The sequence below is a fragment of the Psychrobacter sp. genome, from assembly GCF_018260395.1.
GTDB lineage: Bacteria > Pseudomonadota > Gammaproteobacteria > Pseudomonadales > Moraxellaceae > Psychrobacter.
Genome location: NZ_JAGLBC010000009.1, coordinates 13292 through 37538 on the forward strand (window position 1 = coordinate 13292; position 24247 = coordinate 37538).

The window sequence follows — 24247 nt, forward strand, 5'->3', positions numbered from 1 at the left end:
ACAATCGAAATATACTTATCACAGAGTAACAACACGCTGACTCCTTGAATTATGTGTATGGAATACTTAGATATCTACTAAAGTATAAACGAAGCTTATAAAAAGCCGAATTAAAAATAACAAGGAGATTATCTCATTATGACAACCTCTATTACTAATAATGTCAGTGACAGTATAAATATTAACGTTAATGTCAAAATTGATGTAAATCGCCCACGTTCTGTAGAGTTCTTACATGAAGGGGTAGATACTCAAGATGGTGCGGGTGTGAAACTAACCCGTGTTTTAACTGAGAATTTACAACAGCGTCTTGATCCTTATCTAATGCTCGATAACTTTAAAAGTGAAAACCCAGATGATTATATTGCTGGTTTTCCTAGCCACCCTCATCGCGGCTTTGAAACCATTACTTATATGATTGAAGGTCGGATGCGTCATAAAGACAGCGCTGGCAATGAAGGATTATTGGAAAACGGTGGTGTGCAGTGGATGACAGCCGCTAGCGGTGTGATTCATTCTGAAATACCAGAGCAGGAAGACGGAGCGATGGAAGGCTTTCAGTTATGGCTTAACCTGCCTGCCAAAGATAAAATGAATGACCCTTGGTACAAAGACTTTCAAAGCGCCGACCTACCACACTTTACGACTAACAGTGGTGTGGCTGTCACGGTAATTGCAGGAGAGTCAAATGGTGTTAAAGGTGCGGTGACTCGGGAAGTCACAGAGCCTACTTACTTAGATATTCATCTGCCAGCAGGCACAAGCTTTAGCCACAATATCCCTGCTACCCATAATGCTTTTGTGTTTGTGTATCGCGGTGGTGCTAGCATTGAAGGTCAACGAGTGCCTATCAAAACGATGGCTATATTGAGCAATGACGATGACTCTGATGGCGTTACACTGACCGCTGGCGATGAAGCAACACGCGTTATCTTAGTCACTGGACGTCCATTGAATGAACCTATTGTGCAGTATGGACCCTTTGTGATGAACAGCCAACGAGAGATTATTCAGGCTGTTAATGACTTTCAAAACGGTCGCTTTGGTGAAGGTACCTAAGTCTTTCAGACAAAGAGGAGACAGGTGTTTTTTAGTCAGTATTAAATTTATTAAAGCGGGTCAAACATATTTAGATTCGCTTTTTTTTAAACCTATACGATTAGTTGGAATTTAAGATTACTCATTGCAAACCTTGTTATTTTTATAAAACCTTATAAAATGCATTATTTTGGAGAGCTTTGTTCATATTACAATTTGTCATCATTATTTGCATCTAGGCACATGCTGAAGCAATGGGGCATTAATTTACTATAAACATGACTTTTTTAAACTATTTTTAAAATAATAAAAAAAGGTATTGACAATATTACCTCACTTGAATAAAATACGCCCACTCTTAGCGAGGGGCTATAGCTCAGTTGGTAGAGCACTTGCATGGCATGCAAGGGGTCAACGGTTCGACTCCGTTTAGCTCCACCAATAGCTAAGATTAGTTGATACTCACAGTATTTAATATAATGAGTTCAGCGGCACCAACGTAAGCACCTAGGCAAAGCTATTTATATAGCACCTTACGTTGTAAAATTATTTCATGTTTACATGATTTTGTGTCCCGTTCGTCTAGAGGCCTAGGACACTGCCCTTTCACGGCGGTAACAGGGGTTCGAATCCCCTACGGGATACCACCTATTTAACCTTATACTATTGTTTTTAGTGTTAAAAATTGTAGTGAATAAGCGACTAAACCTCCAATCAAAGCGATTGGAGGTTTTTTTATGCTTACTACAATTATATCTATAGTTTCTAATATTATAGATATTATTAACCCATAATCACTTTATTTAAATTAATCTATCTATATGACTTTATTGATTGTAAATTGGTTTATATCCCTCTCCACTTAATTTATATATGAATACACTTGGACTACCATATATATCCATATTTAACTTTACTACTACATTATCATTGAATTGTATACATTAAATGGCATATTGTTACTAAACTAAATTTAAAGTCGTGTGCTGTGCTCTTATACTCGGTTGCTATAAGACGTTAGAAAATTTGTTAGCGTATATGTTTGTATTATTACTAATGTAAACTTACTAAGTTAAAATACTAAGCTAAAATGCTAAACAAATTTTAAAACTTAATACTGAGTTCTAAATTAAATATTAATTTATAACTGTTTGTATGTTTAATATTAATAAGCCAATAACAACCATTTATAAAAAATTTACTTAAAATTAATTTAATAGGACACATATTATGACTCCTTCATATTTTCCACAAAGACGCCCTTCTTGGCGCGGTGTACTGGCAGGTTTACTGATGGGTACTATTGTGGTTATGGCCATGATTGCTTTAGCCTTGGTGCTAGGATCTTTCCTACCTTTTAGCTTACAAGGTACTGGTATTGCCGCAGGTATCTATACTGCTATTACAGCTTTGGTAAGTGCGTATGTTGCAGGTTATTTTGCAGTGAAGTATTCAGCTCCTGAAACATTATTTGGAGATGGTACAGAAATTGACCCTAAAGATGCTACTTTAACAGGTATGCTAACAGCAGCTTCTATGATTGCTTTAACTACAATCATGGCATTAAATGGCGCAACTAGTATTTTATCTTCTGCTACTAGTGCTGTAGGTAGCACTATAAGTACGGTAGCAAGCACTACTGCTAAAGCAACTGGCGGTGTTGCGACAGCTGTAGGTGCAGTTGCTTCAGATTCTAATGCTGATCCTCAGCAACAGGCTAAAGACGTCTACAATCGTGTAACAGGTGATATTAGTCGTAGCGATGTAGAAGGTTGGGTTGCTAAAAATACGCAAAACTTAGATAAAGAACAAGTAAATGCTACAACAACTGTCATTACACAGTTGGTAAATGAACAAAAAGCGGAAGTAAAATCTCTTGATTTTACTGATCTTGATACTTGGAAGAATATTGACGTAATTGCTAAACAACGTTTGGCTGATATTCAACACACTTTAGAAAGCGACGAAATCGTTAATCGTCTTCAAGCAGCAGGCTTAAGTGAACCTGAAGCGCAGCAAGTTCGTACTGAAGTAGTTAGTTCTTATAATGAATATAAAACTCAGACTGAACAAATGGTAGCTACTGCTGAGCAAAAAGCCAATCAAGCTCTTAATACAGCTGAAGATGTAGCTCGTAAAACTGCTTTATATTCTGGACTATTTTGGTTAATAAGTTCTTTATTGACGTTCCTTGCTAGTACAATGGGTGCTCGTAATGCTGCAGCCAAATACCGTTTAGACAAACCTATTATTACTTTAGGTGATAATGTTCGCTAGTCGGTAGCACATATTTTCAGCTATTGGTAACTAGATTATAGTTTGGGTTTTTTAAACCCGATCTATAGAACAATCAATAATTATTCAACGATGGTTTACATAATAAGTTGCATAAATAAGCGCTCTAATTAGAGCGCTTTTTTTTGTTGGATTAGTTTAATTGTATTTAATCGCTGATATATCTTTTTTATTGAGTTTAAGTAGTATTCTAATCTAGTCGTATACCAATAACTGCTGGAATACCTTGCCGAACAACCTCAATAGTTACCACGCCTTTTTCAGGAAGTTGGCTCAAAGCACGTTGAAAGTCATCAATACTGGTAATGGATTTTTGATGAAAATTGGTAATGACATCGCCAGGTCTAAGTCCAGCGCGAGCTGCCAAACCTGTAGGATCTACTTCTGTAATCAATACTCCTTCTCCGCCTAATTGGGCTAGACTCTCTTTAGGCAAGGCCTGAATGCGTAATCCTAAACGAACTTGACTATTATTGGACTTGGTTACAACTGAATCAGGTGAAACTTCGTCAGGGGCTGATGCAATCTTACCGTTAATAGTTAGCTGCTGACCTTTGCGTAATACAATTGCATTAAAAGTATCACCCGGCTTACTACGGTTAATGATATTTAGTAAGTCAGAAGACTCCAAAATCATCTTGCCATTATATTGAGTAATAATATCACCTGCTTGCAGACCAGCGGCTTGTGCTGGTGAATTAGGCGTGACTTTGATCAGTAATGCACCTTGTGGCTTACTCAACCCATAAGCTTCTGCTAAGTTACGATCAATATCTTGTGGGAAGATACCTAAATAAGGACGTAACACAACGCCAGTCTGTTTCAACTGTTGATAGATGTCTAAAGCTTCATTGATTGGTATCGAGAACGATAGGCCCATATAACCACCGGTACCACTAAAGATACGTGAGTTAATACCGATAACCTGACCATTACGATTGAATAATGGACCGCCGGAGTTACCCGGATTTAGGGCCACATCTGATTGAATAAATGGTACGCTAATATCACGCGAGAAATTACGAGATTTGGCGCTAACAATACCGGCTGATGCAGAATAGTCGAAACCAAAAGGTGAGCCAATTGCTAACACAGGTTCACCAACTCTGACTTCATTAGAGTTGCCCATGGGCAAAGCTGGATAACTTTTAGCAGGTGTAGCTTTTACTTTTAATACTGCAACATCCGAACGCTCATCGCTACCGACTAAGGTTGCGTCCAATTCAGTTCGATCGTTTAGGGTGACTGTGATTTTATCAGCACCTGCTATGACATGATGGTTGGTTAATATATACCCATCTGAGGTTACAAAGAAACCTGTGCCATAATTATATTCAATAGCTGGGGATTGTGCCCCTGGAATACGAATTCTATCGCCAAAGAACTGACGTAATAGCTCGACAGTCTGTGCTTTGGCCAACTCTTCTTCGCTAATCTTAGTCACAACATTGACTCTTACCACACTGGGTGTTACTTGCTCTACCAAGTCTGAAAAGTCCGATGCCACTATTGCCGCATGCGCCACTGATGGGGTTGCCACAGTTGCCACTATCGCACCAGTGGTTAATATTGCTCCTAGACCGACTTGAGTTAAGCCACCTAAACTTACAGCCCCCGTTCCAAAACTGCTAAAGACAAGCATCGAGGCTGCGCCAAATGACTTAATACCTTGCTGAATTTTGGAAAACTTTTTGGTCGGGGTGAAGCATATAGATTTCGTTACTGTATCATCTGGGTGAGAATGGATGATTTTGTCAGTTTCGCCTGAGTTAAATTCAGCTGCTTTAGATTCATCTGCTTTAGATTTAGACGATTCAGCTTCCTTGGCATGGTTATTATTTAACTGAGATGCACTATTCATTATTGGTATTCTCCTAGGGGGGTCTGTGAAAAACAATAAGTTGGCCTCATTACACTCATAAAAACCATGTCAATGCCAATCTTACATCCACAGCCATTAATTATGATAACCACTAAACCTTCTATTCATGATAAGTCGTATTTAGCAGATACGCTAGATACTTATAGCACAATCAATCGTCTGCAGAATTGCATTTGCTTTTTAGTTTGGTAATCTGATAATGAAAAGTCGATCTTGTTAGCTATCTATTTTACCTGTACATTATCTTTGAACCCTATAGAGCTAACAAGAACTAAATAAACTACTGTTTATTAACACTATTTTTATATTTTATTTAAGTGAAAGTTATTTATCTATACCCATAAACTAAAGATAATTGTCGCAATTTTTTTATAAACTCATCTGTTTTGAGTCTGTTTTTTAGTGATTGTTTCTCATGCGTCACTTTATTTCATGATATCATAACTTTAATTAACCCTATTTTTTTGCGTAGGATATCAACAGTTTCTCAGTAGGCCGCGTATTATTTATAGATTCACTATGGTCATAAAACTGTCAAATCATCTCTGCTAATGCAGGGTTATTACTACAAACAACATTTCAACCGAAGATATGTTGTTTGTGGTGAACCCCACCTTAGCAAAGCCTAGTGGTAACGCACTTGGCTTTTTACAGTGTCTATTTACCTCTCCCAAATGATTATTTTTAGATGACGCAGAATTTAGCTCAGGCTATCTACTTGATTGGGAGTTGACGCTGCATACACAAGGATTTTTTATGAATACCGCCTTATTATTATCTGGCGTGGTTGGGTTAGGCATTGCAGCGCAGTGGCTAGCTTGGTATTTAAAACAGCCGTCAATTTTATTTTTATTAATTATTGGTATTTTCGTTGGCCCTATCATGGGCTATTTCGACCCAGATGCGGTCATTGGCGATTTATTATTCCCATTTATTTCATTGGGTGTGGCCATCATTTTATTTGAAGGCTCTTTAACTTTAGAATTTGAAGAAATTAAACAGCACGGTAAAGTGGTACAAATGTTGGTGTCCGTTGGGGTACTGATTACTATCGCTGTGGTGGCTCTATCCACCTATTTATTGTTCGATGTTGACCCACTTATTGCTTTACTATTTGGCGCTCTAGTTTGTGTCACCGGCCCTACCGTTATTATGCCGCTTTTGCGAAGCGTGCGCCCCAATAAGACCATCTCAAATATATTGAAGTGGGAAGGCATTATCATCGATCCTGTCGGCGCTATAGCTGTGGTATTGGTGTATGAATATATTATTTCAGGCGGCGAAGCGAATAGTATTTTCTTGTTTGCTGAAATTGTGATTATTGCTACTGCCATTGGTATGTTTGGTGCATTTGTGTTGGCCAATCTTATCAAGCGCCACATGATTCCCGAGTTTTTGCACAACGTATTTACCCTAGCCTTCGTCCTTTTATTGTTCTCAATATCTAATCATTTTGAGCACGAGTCAGGATTATTGGCAGTGACCGTTATGGGTGTTGCCCTAGCCAACTGGAAGGGCTTTCCACGAGAGCAAATTTTAGAATTTAACGAGTCGCTAACTGTCTTATTAATTTCAGTATTATTTATTGTATTGGCCGCCCGCGTTGAGTTAGACAGTTTATTGAGTGTGGGCTTCCAAGGCCTTGTACTATTGGCCATCGTTATGTTTATCGCCCGCCCATTATCGGTATGGGCCTCCTCTATGGGCTCCAACTTAAAGACCTCTGAAAAGCTAATGATTAGCTGGATTGGACCTCGGGGTATTGTTGCCGCCGCCATCTCTTCTCTTTTTGCCATTCGTTTACAAGAGTATGATATTAAAGGGGTAGAGCTATTAGTGCCATTGGTATTTATGGTTATTATTGGTACTGTATTGATCCAAGGCTTGGGCGCCAAAGTGATAGGGAATATGCTAGGTGTGCGTGAACCTGCTAGCAATGGAGTATTGATTGTGGGTTCTAATCCTGTGGCGTTGATGGTTGCAGAAGCTCTACTACAGCAAGGTTTGGATGTTTTGGTTGCGCACAATAATTACACCAATATTTCTAAAGCACGTATGTCTGGATTACGTACTTATTTTGGTAATCCTGTCTCTGACCACGCCGACCGTCATCTGGATTTGATTGGCATTGGTCATTTGTTTGCGATGAGTACTGATAAAGAGCTTAATACCCTATCTGAGCTACATTATCGTCATGAATTCGGTGAACAAAAAATCTATCGCCTGAAATTCACTGAGGACAAATCGAAAACAGAACGAGAAACCAAACGCTCTGGCTTTAACTCGCGATGGTTGTTTGGTAAAGACGCGACTTACACTAAGATGGCCAGCATGCTGTCAAAAAAAGCACGAATAAAGATTACCAATATCACTGACAGCTATAGTTTTAGTCAGTATCGCGCTGATAATAAACAATTTGTGCCATTATTTACGATTGATAAAGAAGGTCTCTTGCATGTCATTACTGATAGCTTTGATAACGAGATTCCTCGTGATCATAAGCTGGTGGCATTGGTCATTGAAGATGTGGTGCAGCCAAAAGAAGTCGATGTCACTGAAAAACAAAAACAAGCACGCGCATTAGCTGATTTGCAGTTTGAGTCTACTGCTAAGAGTCCAGAAAAACGTAAAGAGAAAATGCTTAGTGCCGAGTTCAATGGCTCTAGCTCTGAAGCCTCTCAGGACAGTCCAATTGAGGACAAGTCAATAGTAGATGGCGATACTGACTTACTGACCCAAGATAATGCTATTGATCAAGTAGAGCTTACTGCTTCTGCTGTTAGCCCAACTTTTTTAGAGTCTGAGCTGGCAATGAAGCTTGAGCAGAGAATATTTGAGCGCGCAGAAAGCAGTCAAATCACGCCTAAGCCGATCCTTGCAGTTGCTCCAAAAATTGCTAAGTCTTCAGCGTCTAGAAAGTCGATACAGTCACAAGATAATGGCAACTCTCAAGCACCAAGGCAGGCTAACGGCTCGCTAGATCCCCAACGTCTACCTGACACTCAAGCTCGCAAAGATAGCGCTAGTGCTGAGCAAAAATCGTAGGCTGTATCTTTTAGACTGATTAGGTTTATTGTTTATATGCAAAATAAATAGCAGCCCTAGGGTTGCTCTTTTTGGTTCTCAAACGGCTCTTTTTACATACACCATGTTTGTCTTTTAATTAACCTTATTGACTAACAATAACCCAGATCCGCTCAGCCACCTCTTCAGCCGTGCCATGCGCATCTACCCTATGAATGCGAGTAGGCTGTGCTTGATATTGCTCACTAAAGCCTTGATAAACCCTTTCAAAAAAGGCCGTTTTTTGTTGTTCAAAGCGATCAGCCACACTTCGTTTGCCAGCACGTCGCATACCTTCTTGCACCGGTAAATCTAACCACAAGGTAATATCTGGTAAGCGCGGCACAAAATGAGCGATTAAACTGTCAATTTTGCTAAGCATTATGGGATCACCCATGCCTCTGCCATAGCCTTGATAAGCAACCGTTGAGTCTATAAAGCGATCACAAACCACCCATTTACCTGCTTCTAGAGCTGGCAAGACAACTTTTGCCAAATGATCACTACGAGCTGCAAACATTAGTAGCAATTCAGTGTCATCAAAGATGTTCGTTGCAGTATCTAATAGTAGCTCACGTAGCTTTTCGGCAAAGTCACTACCGCCTGGCTCACGGGTACGCACATAATCTGTACCTGTCTTATCCAAACGCTGGCATAAAAGGTCAATGGCAGTGGTTTTACCCACCCCCTCGGTACCTTCAAAGCTTATAAATTTAGCTTGATTTACTGGGTGCGACATTCCTATTGACTCACTTTATTTATCAATTATTGGCTATTTTTCTTTACCAGCATCACTTGCAAGTACTCTTGTACCGCACGGTTGTGATCCTCTAAAGTTTTAGTAAACTTATGGCCACCATTACCAGTTGCCACGAAGTACAAAACGTCGCTATTGGCAGGGTGTAGCGCCGCCTCAATAGACTTAGGAGAAGGTAATGAGATTGGCGTTGGTGGTAAACCATCGATTTGATAAGTGTTGTAGGCGGTTTTTTCGTTAATATCTGTGCGGCGAATGTTGCCATCATAACGCTCGCCTAGCCCGTAGATAATGGTTGGGTCGGTTTGGAGACGCATACCATTTTTCAGACGATTTACAAACACTGCTGATACCAATTCACGCTCACTAGGAACACTAGTCTCCTTTTCGATAATTGAGGCCATGGTTAGCGCTTCATAAGGCGTTTTATAAGGTAGATCAGAAGCACGTTTTTCCCAAGCTTCGTCTAATGTTTGTTTTTGGCGCTTATAGAGGTCATTTAGTATCTGTTTATCAGTTACGCCTCTGGCATAGCGATAAGTATCAGGAGTAAACCATCCTTCAAGGTTACCAGCGAACTCTCCTTCTGGCGTAAAAGCATCAATGCCCAATAATTGTTTGATATTTGGTTTAGGTTTACCATTAGACTCTAGCACTTGTAATACCACACCGTCGGTATTAGCAATAACTTTATATAAGTCAGCTACAGTTTTACCTTCGACGATCTGAATCGACACCATGTCAACTTTTTGGCCTTTTTTGAAGGCATCGATAAGCTGTTTTAAGCTGGCATTTTGTGGTACTTCGTAGATGCCGGCATGAAGCGGTGCATCTATGGTCGCCTTAATATACAACTTTGCTAAGTTGGCAGAGAACATAGGTACATCACGTTGAAACTGGGGCAGAAAGCCATAATAGCTTTGACCTTCTTTAACCACCAGATTGCCTGCCGCTTGCTTAGAGTGACCAAATAAAGTTTGGTATCCCATTGCTAACAAAAACGCCAACATCAAACCAAACACCAAACGCAGTTGATAGCTGCGTCTTGAAGTGGGCTTTTTGGGCGGTTTTTTATGGCGAGATGGATCATCACACACCAACGAGACATCAGTTGGTTGTACAGTTTGAGTCTCGATAGCTTCAGGTTGGTTCGGGTTATTGCCTGGATTTGTTGAATCAGAATCGCTCATAGCCACTCACGAAATAAAAGTTTGCTAGAATTTAGCACTCTATGCTCAGATATTCAATGGGGAATAAGCATCTTATTGAATTTGGATAGTATATATAAGATAGATACCTATTAAACGTATTCGTATTGGTTATTAATTGTTTTAGTAAATAAACACTATGACCTAACCTTCTCAATACTTCTCAATACTTCTCAATACTTCTTAATAATAAGTACATTTACTTTCCTATAAGCAACCGTTTACTCTGATGAAAGTTAATCTAATAAAATTAATTTAACAAATTAAACTGCTAATCAAATTAGGTTACAAAAAAAATTTCTATTTATAATTACCTTTAAGCAATGATTTTATTAAGTTTTTAAAAAAGATGATGTTATTTATTTTGGTTAGTTCATAAAAACTGGAAAAAGTATCTGTAAATAGTATTTAAAAATGCTAATCTTGAATTAAATTTATCTTAACTAATTATTTTAAAAACTTAATAAAAGGATTTAAACTTTGAAAAAACTAGTAGGCACTATCTCGTTAATGGCTTTAGGGCTAATAAGTCTTCCTGCCCAAGCTGGCATCCATCAAGACTCACATGGCAATGTTGGTTATGATACTTTGGAAGAATGTCAACAGGCTATAAACTCTGGAACGGCTAGATTTTATCAATCTATTACCTTCAAGAAGCCTCTATTACATAGCAATGAAGTATCGGTATCAAAAGGAGTGCTAGGTAATTTACACCCACAATATCAAAATGGCACTTGCGATATTGGTACAGGTCATCGCCAAGGTCGTGATGGCGTTGCTAAAGCCATTCAAGGTAAATATGTTCCTTACTCACCAGATATGATGATCAATCAATATCATGATGCTTCAGGTAGAATTGTTCGCGTTTCTATGCAGCAGTGTGATAACTGGTTTAGTGACATATTCCCTAAAGGCATGCCTGTAATTGCACCACCACCGCCTGCGCCTCAGCCTATGCCACAACCAGTACCACAGCCTTTACCAACTGTCCAGACACTACCAGTTATACAACCGCTACCTACGCCTCCACCGGTACCAACACCAGCAGTTATTGCCTCATCAGGTAGCATCCCTGTATGGGCGCCAGTAGCGGCCGCCGCCGTAATTGGCATTGCCATTGCTGCTAGTGGTGATGATGATAATGATTCTGGCACTTCAGGTACTACAGGCACTAATTAAGTAGCCGTTTCTATCTGAGAATGTTTCTATCTAAGAGTGTTGACCGTCATTATAAAACCCTAATATGCCTTAAATTTATAAGAATTTAAGGCATATTTTTCTGAAGCATAAAGATGAGAGAAGATGCTAAAAATGAACCCGCCTATTTTTACGCTATTAATCGTAAGTAGTGCCTTTAGCCTATTCGGATGTACTGCTAAAACTGGATGTTCGCAGAGCAACACTCAATGTTTTGGTCCCTCTAAGGGTGTTATTAAGGCCAATACTGTTTTAACAAACAGTCTTACTATGCCTAATCTTGATCCTAACTTCGATTATATTAGACTAAATATGAACGGCCACATAGCATGGTTGGCCAGAGGCGCCAATGATCAATGGCCTAGTCTTAATACTGAAGTGTTTTATAGTGCAGATCGTGCTGTATTTAAATGGAGTAATGGCCGATTAATATCGGTAACGACACCGGAGTACAACTGGCGTGAACGCACCGATTATGCTTTAAATTGGTCGGTAAAAAAACCTCAACAACTCATTCGTGAGATTGATACAGTCGACGGTATTACCGGCGTTCGTGAGCGCCGTGAATTAAGCGATGGTGAAATGCCTGAACACAATGATTTTGTCGGTGATCAAACGTCTTTACACTGGGTACATGAATATACGATATCAACCAGCCGAGCGATGCAGGCCCAGCCTAGCTTCGATAGCTGGTATGCATTTGACGCTAACAATATGAATAAGCCAGTGTATGGTCAACAATGTATCTCAAAAAGATATTGTTTAACTTGGCAAGTATGGAAAACCTCATGAAGCCTAAACTATCTTCCCCTACTAACTTTAATTACAAATATTTAGTGCTAGCTTTATCCTCTTGTCTCTCTTTTTCTGTTCATGCCAATACTCAGGAGCAATACGAGCAAACACTGCCATTAACCAAAACTTTATCTGACTCGCCTCAAACTACAGCACCTTCTATTAACGCCTCAACTTATTCAAAAGTACTAAATGGTCCTGCAAACCAAAGAATGGGGGCATGGCTATCAAAAGAGTTTGACAACAAGCAAGACAATGACCTGAAACCTTATTCTGAATCTTACTATGAACCTGCCATGGTCTGGCAAACGAGCGTTGAAGTAGCCCCTCAGCAGACACAGCAAACAACCCTTATTACAGATTTGGATCATCTAATACAAACCAAGCCTTCTATAAAAAATAGATTATTACCGCTAAAACAATGGTTACAATCTTTATCAGCAACAGGACGTGTGGTGCTTCCTAAGCAAGACCCTCGTTATCTTGAAGCTAACCCAAATGTTGAACCTGTTTTACGTACTGGGGATAAAGTTTTAGTCCATACCAATCCAAATTCAGTGACCGTATTATTCGATGACACGCAAGCTTGCCGAGTCCTTTATGAAGCGGGTACAAAAGCAAAAAACTATATCGATGCGTGCCTCACTACCTTAAACAAACAGACGCAAGCCGATGAGGCTTATCTGATTTCACCAGATGGCACTGTTGACTATATTACCTTAGCAAAATGGAATGCCCAAAATCAGATGCCTCCTATATCAGGATCTTGGATATGGGTGCCTGATGCTAAAAATGAATGGTCTAAAGACTTAGCACAAGAGGTCGCTAACTTTATAGCCACTCAAGGCGTGAATTTACCATTGCCTTTTGGTCAAAATGACAATCCCATTAAACTTACCGTTAGTGAACCTGAAACGACAAGAGACTTACCTATTAGCTCAAGCGACTGGGGCGTGGTTGGTTTATTACAAACCCCTAGCGCTAGAATGCACCCCCAAGGCACCTTGGTAACTCATGTGTCGCATGCCGAACCTTATACGCAATACAACCTTCTTTTACAGCCGTTTGATAGACTTGAGACGACAGTCCGTTATAGTAATATTGATGGGGTATCTTATGGCCCTGTTAGCCCCAAGCAAGACCTAAAAGACAAGTCTTTAGATGTTAAAGTAAAGCTATTAAAAGAGAACCGTTGGTTGCCAGAACTGGCGGTCGGCTGGCGAGATATGGCAGGTACCAGCTTATTCGCTGGAGAGTATTTAGTCGCCAACAAACGTTATGGTGACTTTGATTTTAGTTTGGGTATGGGCTGGGGTTATTTGGGCGCCCGAGCCAATATCGATAATCCTCTGGGTGCTATCGATGATCGATTTGATGAGCGAGGCGTGGATAATGGAGGTGAAGGCGGAGAATTGAGTGCAAAGACTTGGTTTACCGGCCCAACTTCTTTATTCGGCGGAATACAGTGGCACACTCCTTATGAACCACTTACGCTCAAAATTGAGTATGATGGCAATGATTATAAGTCTGAGCCATATTCTGACAAAAACCTCAACACCAAGGATTTTCCTGTAAATATTGGCGCAACATGGCAAGATTTAGACCGTGGTATTGCTTTGAGTGCAGGGTATGAGCGAGGTGATACTTTGATGCTAGGGTTAACTTTGCAGGGAGATTTATCTAAGCTGGGTCGAGTTAAGCCCAAAGCCTATCAAGTCAAAAGTATAGAAAAACTTCCTTCCACTCAGTATTCAAATCTTAGTTATCGAATTAATTTGGGTCAAGGCGATTCAGACACTTATACCAATCCAGCCATAATCAATGCGTTTTCGCAAGCTACCGGATGGAAAGCCACAGACCTGTCAATATCTCAGGGCAATGTTATATTAAACGTTGAAGATTATGGCGGGGTGTTTATCAATGAGAGATTACAGCAAGGCATGGAAGTGCTGCGTCAAGTGCTGCCAGCGGGTACTAATTTTATTCAAATACAAGTGTCTCGTTATGGCGAACCGGTAGGCGTCTTTAATATAAATCCCGACACTTGGGCGCAGCAATATCTCCAGCTTCCACCTCCCTCACAGCGTATTGATCACCCCCTGACTATTACCACAGCTGTACCAACCTCTACTTCACTTGATACTCAAGTAGTTTCCCATACTGACTTGCCAAAAGGGTCTATTCGCTTTACACCCAGTTTGCAACAGAGTATCGGTGGTCCTGACGGCTATTTATATGGTATTTTTGCGAATGCAAATGCTGACTATAAGCTTTGGCGGGGATCATGGGTCGATGGCACAGCGCAAGTGCGAGTGGTAGACAACTATGATAATTACTCGTATGTAGCAGACAGTAAGTTACCGCGGGTGAGAACCAACTTTGGAGAGTATATGACCACCTCCAGAATCCTCATGCCGAACCTACAGTGGAATCAATTTAAGTCCTTTGGTAATAACTGGTATGGCTTAGCATATGCCGGCTATCTTGATCCTATGTTTGCAGGTGTTGGCGGTGAAATTCTATACCGTCAACCCAATCAACCTTGGGCAATTGGAATGGATGTGAACCGAGTGCGTCAACGTGATTTTGACCAGCATTTTGGATTGCAGGACTATGAGGCCACGACTGGCAATATCAGTGTCTATTGGGACACCCCTTGGTATGACGTCGATATGAAGGTATCTGCTGGTCAATATTTGGCCGGTGATAAAGGCGCTACTTTAGATTTATCTCGTCAGTTTAATAATGGGGTAAAAATGGGTGGCTGGATTACTAAGACTGATGTCACCTCTGAAGAGTTTGGGGAAGGCAGTTTAGATAAAGGTATTTACGTCTCTTTGCCATTAGATACTCTATTTAGCCAATGGTCATCAAGTTCAGCGACACTGGTATATCAACCTCTAATTCGTGACGGTGGTGCCAAACTTAATCGAAAAAATGAGCTCATAGACTTAACTGCTCCTTTAGATAAGTCAGCACTTGATATCAAGAATCCTATGGCTCAATAGCAAATGTTATGGGTTTAAATAATTTTGTATTAAAGCTTTTAGCCATCGTTGATTTGCGGTGGCTTTTTGATGAAAAGAGTATGTAAACTAGTTTAAAATAAGTCTTTAATTCTGACAGCCATTTATTATATTCTTAAATTTTTTGCAACGTCAGTTTCATTTAATCGTTCTACTAGAGGTAGCTTTGGACTTAAAATTAAATCAAAACTTAGTAAAAGGTTATACCTCACCAAGCCAAATCATTAGAGTATTAAGTGAGAACTGGGTAAGCCATAACGGGTATTGTCCTAATTGTGGACAAGATACATTATCTGAATTTAGTAATAATAAACCTGTTGCCGACTTCTATTGTGATAATTGTCACGAACAATTTGAGCTTAAGAGTAAAAAAGCAAAACTAAGTTTAATTATAAATGACGGTGCTTACAATACGATGATTGAGCGAGTTAGTAGCGATACTAACCCTAACTTTTTCTTTTTAACCTACTCAAAGACCCTTAGCGTTAATAATTTTCTGATTATTCCAAAGCATTTTTTTACACCAAGCATTATTATCAAACGCCCTCCACTTTCTCTTACTGCCAAACGTGCAGGATGGGTAGGATGTAATATTGATCTACGCAAAGTGCCTGAATCTGGTAAGGTATTTATAGTTAAAGATCAATTCCCTATCGACAAATCTAAGGTAACAGCTCAATTTCAAAAGACCGTTTTTTTACGTGGACAATCTGCTCTTGCTCGCGGCTGGACATTAGAAATCATGAAGTGTGTTGACAAATTACCACAACAATTTACGCTCAACGAAGTTTATAAGTTTTCAAGTTACTTACGTTCTATCTACCCTAACAATAATAATATTAACGCTAAAATACGCCAACAATTACAGATTCTACGTGATAAAGGCATTATTGAATTTATAGGCAATGGTCATTATTGTAAATTGGATTAACCTATTACCTTAATTCAAACATAAAAATGGACAGTGCAAATTGTATTAGATAGCGGTAATTACATTGATACAGAGTTTTTAATAAAAGGCTTTAAAGACAACTTAAAAACATGTTCTTGAAACAAAAGCTTTTCAACTGGAATAACCCCGCGCACTGCATTACAAAAGAACATCGACTGTATTTGTGGCAAGTCTTCATCGCATAAATCGCGCTCTTGGACAGGTAAGTTAAGCTGTTGAAATCGATCAATTATTACTTGGCGCATTACCCCTTTTACCCCAGATTGGAGAATCGGTGCCGTATTCCAAGTTGGTGCAGTCATTTGATTATTTAGGGTATCGGTTGTTGGCTTTAAACAATAAAAGACATTGCTCATTACCCCTTCTACCCAATTGCCGTTTAAATCAGCCACCAAGCCTTCTGCAAGGTCTGGAATCGACTGTTTAAAACGTTGTAATTCGCCGGCTATCATCACCCCATCAAGGCGATTTAAACTCTTTAACCCTGCTAACGGCTGCGGTAAGCTTGCCAATTGTGATTTTAAACATTTAGCTGTTATAGGCGGTTGTTGTAGTATGACTTGTTCTGTTGTTTGGTGTCGTTTTAGCTGCTTATATTGGTCTGGGTGCGTATCATGGTCTGGGTGCTTATTTATATCAGTATCTATAGCCAAAAACGTTGCCGTTTGCTCTGCCAATGTAGCGGTCTTCATTATTCCAATCCAAATTAACGCTCGGTTGTCACTTGCATGCGCAGAGTAAGCATAACCACGTATACTTTGATTAGGTCGAGAAACTATTATTTTAATGATGCCCTCTTCCATATTCGAGGCAAACTCATAGACTTTTTTCCACAGCAGCTCTTCTGCCTTGACTTCTAAGCTAATTTGTAAAGCTTGACAATGATGATGCAGTCGAGATTGATGATAGGATGGCCAAACTAATTGACGCTTATGGACGCCAATGGTGGTAAAAAAACCATCCCCGTAAGCCAGAGCACGTAGATTTGGCGCTATATCTAAATAATCCAAATCTAAAGATTGAAAAGCAGTCAAATTAGCAACAGAGGATAAATCAGGAGAAGCCGTAACTGATGCAGGAGGTGATAGCTTACTCACGCCAGTATCGCTAAGTTGATACCACACCATGGCATAAGTCATAACGGCTACCTTAATAAATAAAACAATAATAAAAAAGCCGAATAATAATTAAACTAGCCGTTTTTATTCATAATAATCATACAGCTATAGAATTCACACTTTGCAAGCTCTACTTTTTTACCATCAATAACTTGGTTTTTAATGATTTTTCCGGTTAAGATATTTTGTACCAAATCTTTACCTTCATTCCCCATTAAGCCTGTCATGACTTTGAAGACCTTTTTGGCATGATCCACACTGATTTTCTTTTCGCTATCTGAGTCATTAGGATTGGCAAAGTACCATCCCAGCTCAAGATAATCTTTAGAATCAATGATATCTAAATAAGGCTGATCACCTTTCATAAAACGGTATTTAACGGCTAAATTACTGGCGTAATCTAAGCTCTTTTTGTCTGTTACCGTCACATTGCCAAACTCAGCTTTTAAAGCATCTAAATTTTCTAAAGTCATGCTATGCGCTTTGGTCGCTTTCCAATTATGTACATCATAGCTAACCGGTTTACCTTCAGGCTTTTTATCAGTACTAGTACTAGGTTCTACCTTTTCGTCTGCGTTGTTATTGGCAATGGCATCATTGTTAGACACAGCTTGCTGAGAAGCTTGTTCTTCTGCAGTAATATCGGTAGCTTTTGAGCTTTGGTCTGCTTTGGAGCAACCTGTAATCAATAAACAAGTCACCAAACCTATCGTGCTTATTTTTGAGATCATGGCGCCGGTAGTATTAAATAGTTGGCTAGAATTTTGGAATTTGCTAAAAATCATTCACGCACACCTTTTTACTCATTTTAGACCGTTACCCATTTTGGTAACTTTTCAATGGGGGCTTCACAATAAAGTCCCCATTTTTTTCTGGTGTATCAGTAGATATTCAATATAAACCATCTATCGGCACCAGTCATATCTTAACCGAAAAAGAATGTTTAGTTTATCCAAATCCCCAGTCATTGCATAGTGGAAAAAGCATGAAGCTTAATTGAAATCTTACAGAGGACTCTCTCAAGCATGGTGGGTTTGTTATACTCTTCTTTTTGTACTAAATTATGGGTAATAAATAACAGCACTGTTTATCTAGAGTTACTGTCAACAGTTAATCTAAACAGTTACTTTGCTATAGTTAAATTTAAAGGCCTTCTTACATATTAATTTACTTAGGTAGCATTTATTAACTTTCATTATGACATAAAATTATTAATCTAAAGAGTATCTCATGAGCCAAATTATACCCCAACACTTTATTGTCATCGGTAATCCCATTGCCCATAGCAAATCGCCTGAAATTCATCAACAATTTGCCAAGCAAGCTCAGTTACAGATACGTTATAACCGCCAATATTGTCCTGACAACGCGGCTAGCTTTAACGCAGTGGTAAACGCTTTTTTTAATGGCGGCGGTATAGGGGCAAACGTCACAGTTCCATTTAAACAAATAGCATACCAGCTATGTGCCGAAGAGGGAGAGATTTCAGCGCATGCTCGAGTAGCAGGAGCAGTCAATACTTTAATGCTAAAAGATGGCGCACTGTACGGCGATAACACGGATGGGCAAGGTTTTGTTAATCATTTAATAAGCTTAGACTGGCCGCTAAAGGAGGCTAAAGTGGCTATTTTAGGTGCTGGTGGCGCTTCTCGTGGTGTGGCATTGCCCTTGATTGAAGCCGGTATTTCACAATTGACCATCGCCAATCGTACCGTTAGCAAAGCCGATGACTTAGTAACGCAGTTGTCCAAAGCCAGTCCTGTCATTAAAGCCATAGCCCCCAACTTCTGTGCATTAGAGCAGTTACATGGAGAATTTGATATCATTATTAATGCCACTTCAATTGGCTTGTCGGGTGATAAACTACCTCTACAAGACAGCTTAAATTGCCACTATGCTTACGACATGATGTATGGACGACAGCTGCCCTTATTAACTCATTTTTCCCAAAAAGGCGCTCAGGTATCTGATGGTTATGGCATGTTGCTTAGACAAGCGGCACTAAGTTTCCAACTGTGGACCGGAGCTATCATTGATCCTACTCTAACAACAATTTAGATTTTTAACGGTATTAAAACTAGTAAAAGATTGAAGCCATTAAAAGATTATAGCCATTAAAAGTAAATCGTGAACCTCTAACGGTTGATACTCAAGGGCTTTAAGTTAAATTGGTCCCTTTAAGATTAACTTAGTCGCTTTAAGATTTATTTAGTGGCTTTAAGCAGCTTTGTTTCCAAATTCATCATCGGCTGTCTTAACCAAGTGGAGTGCATGACCACCCCGCCAAGTAAGGCTATACCACACCCTATCACAGTGTCTACAAATCTCGCTTCAATAATGCCTTGATGAGCAGTCAGCGCTGCCCCCTGAATGACAGAATGACTGCCACCGTATTCAGCTATAAATATAGTTAGCGGTGTCACCATCAATACGCCTAGAGCATAATGACGAATAATAATGATCTCGACCCAAACCAACATAAAAAATATAGCAATGGCCACTTCAATATCTGATAAAGGTATAGACATTAAATACCAGGCCACAAACATCCCAATGCCTGTACCCAAAATTCTATGAAATTGCTTAATCCACATGCTACGTAAGTTGATACCTTGCATGATAATATAACAGCTAACAGGCGCCCAATAGGGATGCGACAGGTCAAGCCAAAGCGCTACTTCTAGTGCCAAAATCACAAAGGCGCTCACAATAACACTCTCTGTCAAAAGACCCGACTCATACCGGTGATTAGGCTCTACTCGCTGTGTAGATGGACGTATTATAAGCAAATTATAAAACAGTGATATGACCCAAGCATATATAGCGCCAAAGGCTACAATAGCAACTGTATACAATAGCTTGTCCCACCCTACCGGCATAAACACGGCAATGAATGAAGCCATTAGAATAAACATACCACTTGGCGGAGGCAGACGTAGGTAACGTCCTATAAACACTATCGAAAGTGCCATAAAAGAGATTATAAGTGTTCTTAAGCCAGGTAAATTATGAGCGATAAGGCCTAGGCAAAAGCTACTGATCATCATAATACCCATAAAAAACATCAATCCCTGACGTTGCCTAAGGGTACCCGAATTCGGTTGATTTAAAATTATCATTGCCCCAAGCGACGCTAAAACACCGGTTGGCAATTGATTAAATAAAGCGGCTATAAAAATAGTCGATGCAATAGTCAGTGCAGCTACAATGCCAACATGCAAAGGACGAGGATTTGGTTTAAGGGTAAATAAATGTTCAGCTTCTTGTTTAGCAAGCTGTTTTAATTGCTGTTTTATCATAAAAGCTGATTACTCTATTTTCGTTATGTTTAAACTTTTTGTATTTAGCACAATGCGTGCTTATAACATGCTGACATTAAATAACATCAGTACAACACTAATATTGCAAGAACTGAATAATATAAGGTTTTAGCACTGTATTAAAAGAGTAATATTCAAACTAAATTAAAACTTATTATTATGATACAACCATTCACTTATGAATAATATTTATAAATAATAGGTTTTTATATTGATTGGCCTTATACTAAATTCACTGCTAGTTAATCATACCTTCTACAATGTCATGGATTGACAATACGCTTCAACAGTCAGACATTTATTACCATACAAATATTTTTATTTGAAAGAGAGTTAATTATGCTTAGTTATAAAGCCCCCCTACGTGATATGAAGTTTTTATTAAATGACGTTTTTGATTTTCAAACGCATTATAAAGACTTAAGCAATGGTGCCAATGCCGACCCTGAAACTGTAGATATGATTCTACAAGGTATTGCTGATTTTTCTGAAAATGTGATTGGCCCATTATATCAGGCGGCTGATGCTGAGGGCTGTCACTTTAATGATGGTGTTGTCACCACCCCAAAAGGCTTTAAAGAAGCTTACGATTTGTTCGTAGAAGGTGGTTGGCAAGGCATCTCATACCCTGAAGAGTTCGGTGGTATGAATCTGCCCATGTCTATTAATCTTATTAAGTCTGAAATGATCGGTACAGCTAACTGGCCATGGACCATGTATGCGGGTCTAACCACTGGCTGTATTAATACACTACTACAGTATGGTACCGATGAACAAAAAGACATGTACTTGCCAAAACTGGTTGAAGGTACTTGGTCAGGTACCATGTGTTTGACTGAGCCACAATGCGGTACAGACTTGGGTCAAGTAAAAACCAAAGCAATCCCTCAAGAAGATGGTACTTACAAACTTAATGGTACTAAGATTTTCATCTCAAGCGGTGAACACGATTTAACCGATAACATTATTCATATTGTACTAGCCCGTCTTCCAGATGCGCCTGAAGGTACTCGTGGTATCTCATTATTCATCGTACCTAAGTTTATTGTGAATGATCAAGGTGAAGCTGGCGAGCGTAATGGTGTCAAGTGTGGTTCAATTGAACATAAGATGGGTATCGCCTCTTCAGCTACCTGTGTAATGAACTTTGATGACGCTACAGCCTATTTGATTGGTGAACCAAACAAAGGCCTTAAAGCCATGTTTACCTTTATGAATACAGCTCGTATTGGTACTGGTATTGAAGGTCTTGCTCATTGTGAACTTGCTTTCCAAAATGCCCTACCTTATGCCAAAGAGCGTCGTTCAATGCGTACCTTATCTGGTACCAAAGAGCCGGATAAAGTTGCTGATGCAATCATTCATCATGCAGACGTACGTCGTATGCTATTGACCATGAAATGTTTCGCTGAAGGCGGCCGTTCAATGATTTATCATGCTGCACGTTATGCGGATAAAATGTCACAAGGCGTCGCAGAAAACAATAACGAAGAGTTTGAAAAGTGGGATGATAAACTAGGCTTCTATACCCCAATCCTTAAAGGCTTCTTAACCGAGCTTGGGATTGAAGCGGCTAAAGAAGGTCAGCAAGTATATGGTGGTCATGGCTATATCAAAGAGTGGGGCATGGAGCTTATTGCTCGTGATGCTCGAATTGCTACCCTATATGAAGGTACCACTGGCGTACAGGCACTTGATCTATTAGGGCGTAAGGTTATTTTACAGTCTAAAGGCAAGGCTATTCGTGATTATACTTCTAGCATTATGAAGTGGTGTGGTGAATATGCATTAGACAAAAACATGCGCAAATATGTTTGGGCGCTCACCAAGCTATGTGCTGAGTGGAATACTCTCACCGTACGTTTGATGCTTAGTGCACGTAAAGACCGTGAGATCATATCTGCCGCTTCAGTCGATTACTTAATGTATTCAGGCTATGTGATGATGGCCTATCATTGGGCACGTATGGCAGCAGTGGCTTATGATAAGCTTGAAAATGGTGGTACTGAAGCGCCTGAGTTCTATACTGCTAAAATCCAAACTGCTAACTTCTATTTCGATAAGATTTTGCCACGTACCTCAGGTCATGCTGAAAGTATGGTAGCGCCAAGCTCATCAATGACAGATATGGAAATTGAGCACTTTGCGTTCTTAGACTAATCACATTAGTCTAAATTGTTAGAAATGCAAAATGCCAGTCAGATTTCTGACTGGCATTTTTTTATTATAATCAATAGATATTAAGCCGGCTATATTTACTTAATACCCGTAGCCTGCTTTAGATTCTTCTCATTTCTAGTATAAATGGCGGCGTACAAAACAGGCAAAATAAATGGTGCAATTGCCCAAAAGCCAATTTTTAGATAAATTAAAGCGCCCAAAAGTGCCCCCAAAATAAAAGTTGACACTGTTGTTAAGCTACTTTTTAGACTTGAAAGATTACAGTTTTGACGATCAAATATAAAGTCCGATATATCAATACCTAATTGGGTGGTATTACCTGTCATCAGCAATGTGGAATTAATCTTACCCATCACCGTTTTACCTGCTGTATTACGTATAGCAAAAGAAATTAATCCTAAGAAACCAGTCATGCCCACTGCCAATGTCCCGGCTTGAGCAAAAGGGCCAAAATATACCGCTGATATCAAAAAAGCAATTAAAAAGGCCGCTTCTGCGAACAATAAATCACTCAATATAAACTTAGTATTTTTATGCTTAACGATAACTCGTTTGGTAATAATAACGGTCAATAAGAATACTGGCAATGCCCCAAGCTTGACCCATAAACCATCTCCTTCATCGACCAAACCTGCCCCAGCCATCACTAAGTTTCCAGTCACATGATTGGTGAAGAAACCAAATAGTCCGATAAAGCCAATGGTATCAACAGCTCCACCGACTGTAGTCAGCATGATCGGTATTTTGTTGCGTTGCCAGAAGCTTCCATCTTTATCAGAATGACCCCTACTTTCTGGATTTTTACCTTCGTTTTTAACCGCATTTGCATTCATGACACTACCCTTCATTATTAAATTAGTAGATTCCGTTAAAAACAATCTGACAATGCTAACTAGCATCGCTAACTAGCATGGTTCACAATCTGCATAAATCAAAAAAAGGTTTGATTAAGTCAAGAAATAACACCTTAAAGTGTCGTCTCATACCTAATAAACCTTTGTTACACTAGTTATGGCTATAATTTATAAAAGCTACTCATAACTGTCATCATATAAGTGATAAGCGATATATTCATAACTATAGTATGAATAGAGAATTAAAATCGTGTTTAAATTTATCGATGTCTAAATATCTTAATTTCTCAATGTCTCAATATTTAACAAACATTGGTAAAAATAATTAATCAGCTTACAATTATTTGTAATTAAATATTAATAAATATTCAATATATATGATTTTTACTTAACAGCATTATAGACTTTGCTCTGTTTTTGCTCAAGCCTAATAATACTGAATTAAGGGTTTTAGACTGTTTTAATGCCAGTAAAAAAATCAACTTAATTCAGTTTATTTAAATATGCTAAGTAATCGAACAGAAATATATTATAATACCAACTTTCCATAACATTCATAAA

The 24247-nt window shown here is 39.2% G+C and carries 16 protein-coding genes and 2 tRNA genes; 11 read left to right on the forward strand and 7 right to left on the reverse strand.

Annotated features, from left to right (window positions below; translation table 11 throughout):
• Positions 1–138 precede the first annotated feature (138 nt).
• The 4 genes from QZ265_RS01745 to QZ265_RS01760 all read left to right on the forward strand — a co-directional run bounded on the left by QZ265_RS01745 (position 139) and on the right by QZ265_RS01760 (position 3315).
• A complete protein-coding gene (locus QZ265_RS01745) occupies positions 139–1059 on the forward strand; it encodes a pirin family protein (protein WP_296402770.1) in 921 nt (306 codons plus the stop codon).
• Between the two features lie 344 nt (positions 1060–1403).
• Positions 1404–1479: transfer RNA gene (locus tag QZ265_RS01750), tRNA-Ala, on the forward strand.
• 130 nt (positions 1480–1609) lie between these two features.
• A tRNA-Glu gene (locus tag QZ265_RS01755) sits at positions 1610–1685 on the forward strand.
• Between the two features lie 583 nt (positions 1686–2268).
• The gene (locus QZ265_RS01760) at positions 2269–3315 is read left to right on the forward strand and encodes a hypothetical protein (protein ID WP_296402772.1); all 1047 of its coding nucleotides are present in this window, start codon (positions 2269–2271) and stop codon (positions 3313–3315) included.
• 208 nt (positions 3316–3523) lie between these two features.
• Here QZ265_RS01760 and QZ265_RS01765 read toward each other — a convergent pair whose 3' ends face one another.
• Entirely contained in the window at positions 3524–5194 is a 1671-nt protein-coding gene (locus QZ265_RS01765) for a Do family serine endopeptidase (RefSeq protein ID WP_296402774.1), read from the reverse strand.
• Positions 5195–5971: 777 nt separating this feature from the next.
• On the opposite strand from QZ265_RS01765, the gene QZ265_RS01770 reads away from it, so the two are divergent.
• Complete coding sequence (locus tag QZ265_RS01770; RefSeq protein WP_296402776.1) at positions 5972–8260, forward strand: sodium:proton antiporter; 2289 nt, start codon at positions 5972–5974, stop codon at positions 8258–8260.
• 124 nt (positions 8261–8384) lie between these two features.
• Here the strand turns inward: QZ265_RS01770 and tmk are convergent, their stop codons facing one another.
• Both tmk and mltG read right to left on the reverse strand, forming a co-directional pair.
• Positions 8385–9017 (reverse strand): dTMP kinase, encoded by a 633-nt coding sequence (gene tmk, locus QZ265_RS01775; protein WP_296402778.1) that lies wholly within the window; start codon positions 9015–9017, stop codon positions 8385–8387.
• 26 nt (positions 9018–9043) lie between these two features.
• Entirely contained in the window at positions 9044–10225 is a 1182-nt protein-coding gene (gene mltG, locus QZ265_RS01780) for an endolytic transglycosylase MltG (protein ID WP_296402780.1), read from the reverse strand.
• Between the two features lie 498 nt (positions 10226–10723).
• Here mltG and QZ265_RS01785 point away from each other — a divergent pair, with 498 nt between their 5' ends.
• The 4 genes from QZ265_RS01785 to QZ265_RS01800 all read left to right on the forward strand — a co-directional run bounded on the left by QZ265_RS01785 (position 10724) and on the right by QZ265_RS01800 (position 16192).
• Positions 10724–11422, forward strand: a complete 699-nt coding sequence (locus QZ265_RS01785; RefSeq protein WP_296402781.1) for a hypothetical protein — start codon at positions 10724–10726, stop codon at positions 11420–11422.
• Between the two features lie 123 nt (positions 11423–11545).
• A complete protein-coding gene (locus QZ265_RS01790; protein WP_296402783.1) occupies positions 11546–12232 on the forward strand; it encodes a hypothetical protein in 687 nt (228 codons plus the stop codon).
• Positions 12229–15243, forward strand: a complete 3015-nt coding sequence (locus QZ265_RS01795) for a YjbH domain-containing protein (RefSeq protein WP_296402785.1) — start codon at positions 12229–12231, stop codon at positions 15241–15243. Before QZ265_RS01790 ends, QZ265_RS01795 begins: the two co-directional genes overlap by 4 nt.
• Positions 15244–15427: 184 nt before the next feature.
• Positions 15428–16192, forward strand: a complete 765-nt coding sequence (locus QZ265_RS01800) for a DpnI domain-containing protein (protein WP_296402787.1) — start codon at positions 15428–15430, stop codon at positions 16190–16192.
• A gap of 59 nt (positions 16193–16251) precedes the next feature.
• Here QZ265_RS01800 and QZ265_RS01805 read toward each other — a convergent pair whose 3' ends face one another.
• Together QZ265_RS01805 and QZ265_RS01810 are read right to left on the reverse strand one after the other, a co-directional pair.
• Complete coding sequence (locus QZ265_RS01805; protein WP_296402790.1) at positions 16252–17352, reverse strand: aminotransferase class IV; 1101 nt, start codon at positions 17350–17352, stop codon at positions 16252–16254.
• Between the two features lie 53 nt (positions 17353–17405).
• Complete coding sequence (locus QZ265_RS01810) at positions 17406–18116, reverse strand: hypothetical protein (RefSeq protein ID WP_296402792.1); 711 nt, start codon at positions 18114–18116, stop codon at positions 17406–17408.
• Between the two features lie 457 nt (positions 18117–18573).
• On the opposite strand from QZ265_RS01810, the gene aroE reads away from it, so the two are divergent.
• A complete protein-coding gene (aroE, locus tag QZ265_RS01815) occupies positions 18574–19389 on the forward strand; it encodes a shikimate dehydrogenase (RefSeq protein WP_296402798.1) in 816 nt (271 codons plus the stop codon).
• Positions 19390–19535: 146 nt separating this feature from the next.
• Here the strand turns inward: aroE and QZ265_RS01820 are convergent, their stop codons facing one another.
• Positions 19536–20630, reverse strand: coding sequence for an FUSC family protein (locus QZ265_RS01820; protein WP_296402794.1), 1095 nt, complete (start codon positions 20628–20630; stop codon positions 19536–19538).
• Positions 20631–20990: 360 nt separating this feature from the next.
• Here QZ265_RS01820 and QZ265_RS01825 point away from each other — a divergent pair, with 360 nt between their 5' ends.
• Positions 20991–22811 carry an acyl-CoA dehydrogenase C-terminal domain-containing protein gene (locus QZ265_RS01825; RefSeq protein WP_296402796.1) on the forward strand — a complete coding sequence of 607 codons (1821 nt, stop codon included), beginning with the start codon at positions 20991–20993 and terminating at the stop codon, positions 22809–22811.
• Between the two features lie 95 nt (positions 22812–22906).
• Here the strand turns inward: QZ265_RS01825 and QZ265_RS01830 are convergent, their stop codons facing one another.
• A complete protein-coding gene (locus QZ265_RS01830; RefSeq protein WP_296402800.1) occupies positions 22907–23566 on the reverse strand; it encodes a YoaK family protein in 660 nt (219 codons plus the stop codon).
• Positions 23567–24247: the final 681 nt, after the last annotated feature.

Bases quoted from the DNA above. Each gene is read 5' to 3' on its own strand.
- QZ265_RS01810 (WP_296402792.1), bottom strand. From the start codon at position 18,116: ATGATTTTTAGCAAATTCCAAAATTCTAGCCAACTATTTAATACTACC.
- QZ265_RS01805 (WP_296402790.1), bottom strand. From the start codon at position 17,352: ATGACTTATGCCATGGTGTGGTATCAACTTAGCGATACTGGCGTGAGT.
- QZ265_RS01770 (WP_296402776.1), top strand. From the start codon at position 5,972: ATGAATACCGCCTTATTATTATCTGGCGTGGTTGGGTTAGGCATTGCA.
- QZ265_RS01760 (WP_296402772.1), top strand. From the start codon at position 2,269: ATGACTCCTTCATATTTTCCACAAAGACGCCCTTCTTGGCGCGGTGTA.
- QZ265_RS01820 (WP_296402794.1), bottom strand. From the start codon at position 20,630: ATGATAAAACAGCAATTAAAACAGCTTGCTAAACAAGAAGCTGAACAT.
- tmk (WP_296402778.1), bottom strand. From the start codon at position 9,017: ATGTCGCACCCAGTAAATCAAGCTAAATTTATAAGCTTTGAAGGTACC.
- QZ265_RS01830 (WP_296402800.1), bottom strand. From the start codon at position 23,566: ATGCTGACTACAGTCGGTGGAGCTGTTGATACCATTGGCTTTATCGGA.
- QZ265_RS01795 (WP_296402785.1), top strand. From the start codon at position 12,229: ATGAAGCCTAAACTATCTTCCCCTACTAACTTTAATTACAAATATTTA.
- mltG (WP_296402780.1), bottom strand. From the start codon at position 10,225: ATGAGCGATTCTGATTCAACAAATCCAGGCAATAACCCGAACCAACCT.
- QZ265_RS01825 (WP_296402796.1), top strand. From the start codon at position 20,991: ATGCTTAGTTATAAAGCCCCCCTACGTGATATGAAGTTTTTATTAAAT.
- QZ265_RS01745 (WP_296402770.1), top strand. From the start codon at position 139: ATGACAACCTCTATTACTAATAATGTCAGTGACAGTATAAATATTAAC.
- QZ265_RS01765 (WP_296402774.1), bottom strand. From the start codon at position 5,194: ATGAATAGTGCATCTCAGTTAAATAATAACCATGCCAAGGAAGCTGAA.
- QZ265_RS01790 (WP_296402783.1), top strand. From the start codon at position 11,546: ATGCTAAAAATGAACCCGCCTATTTTTACGCTATTAATCGTAAGTAGT.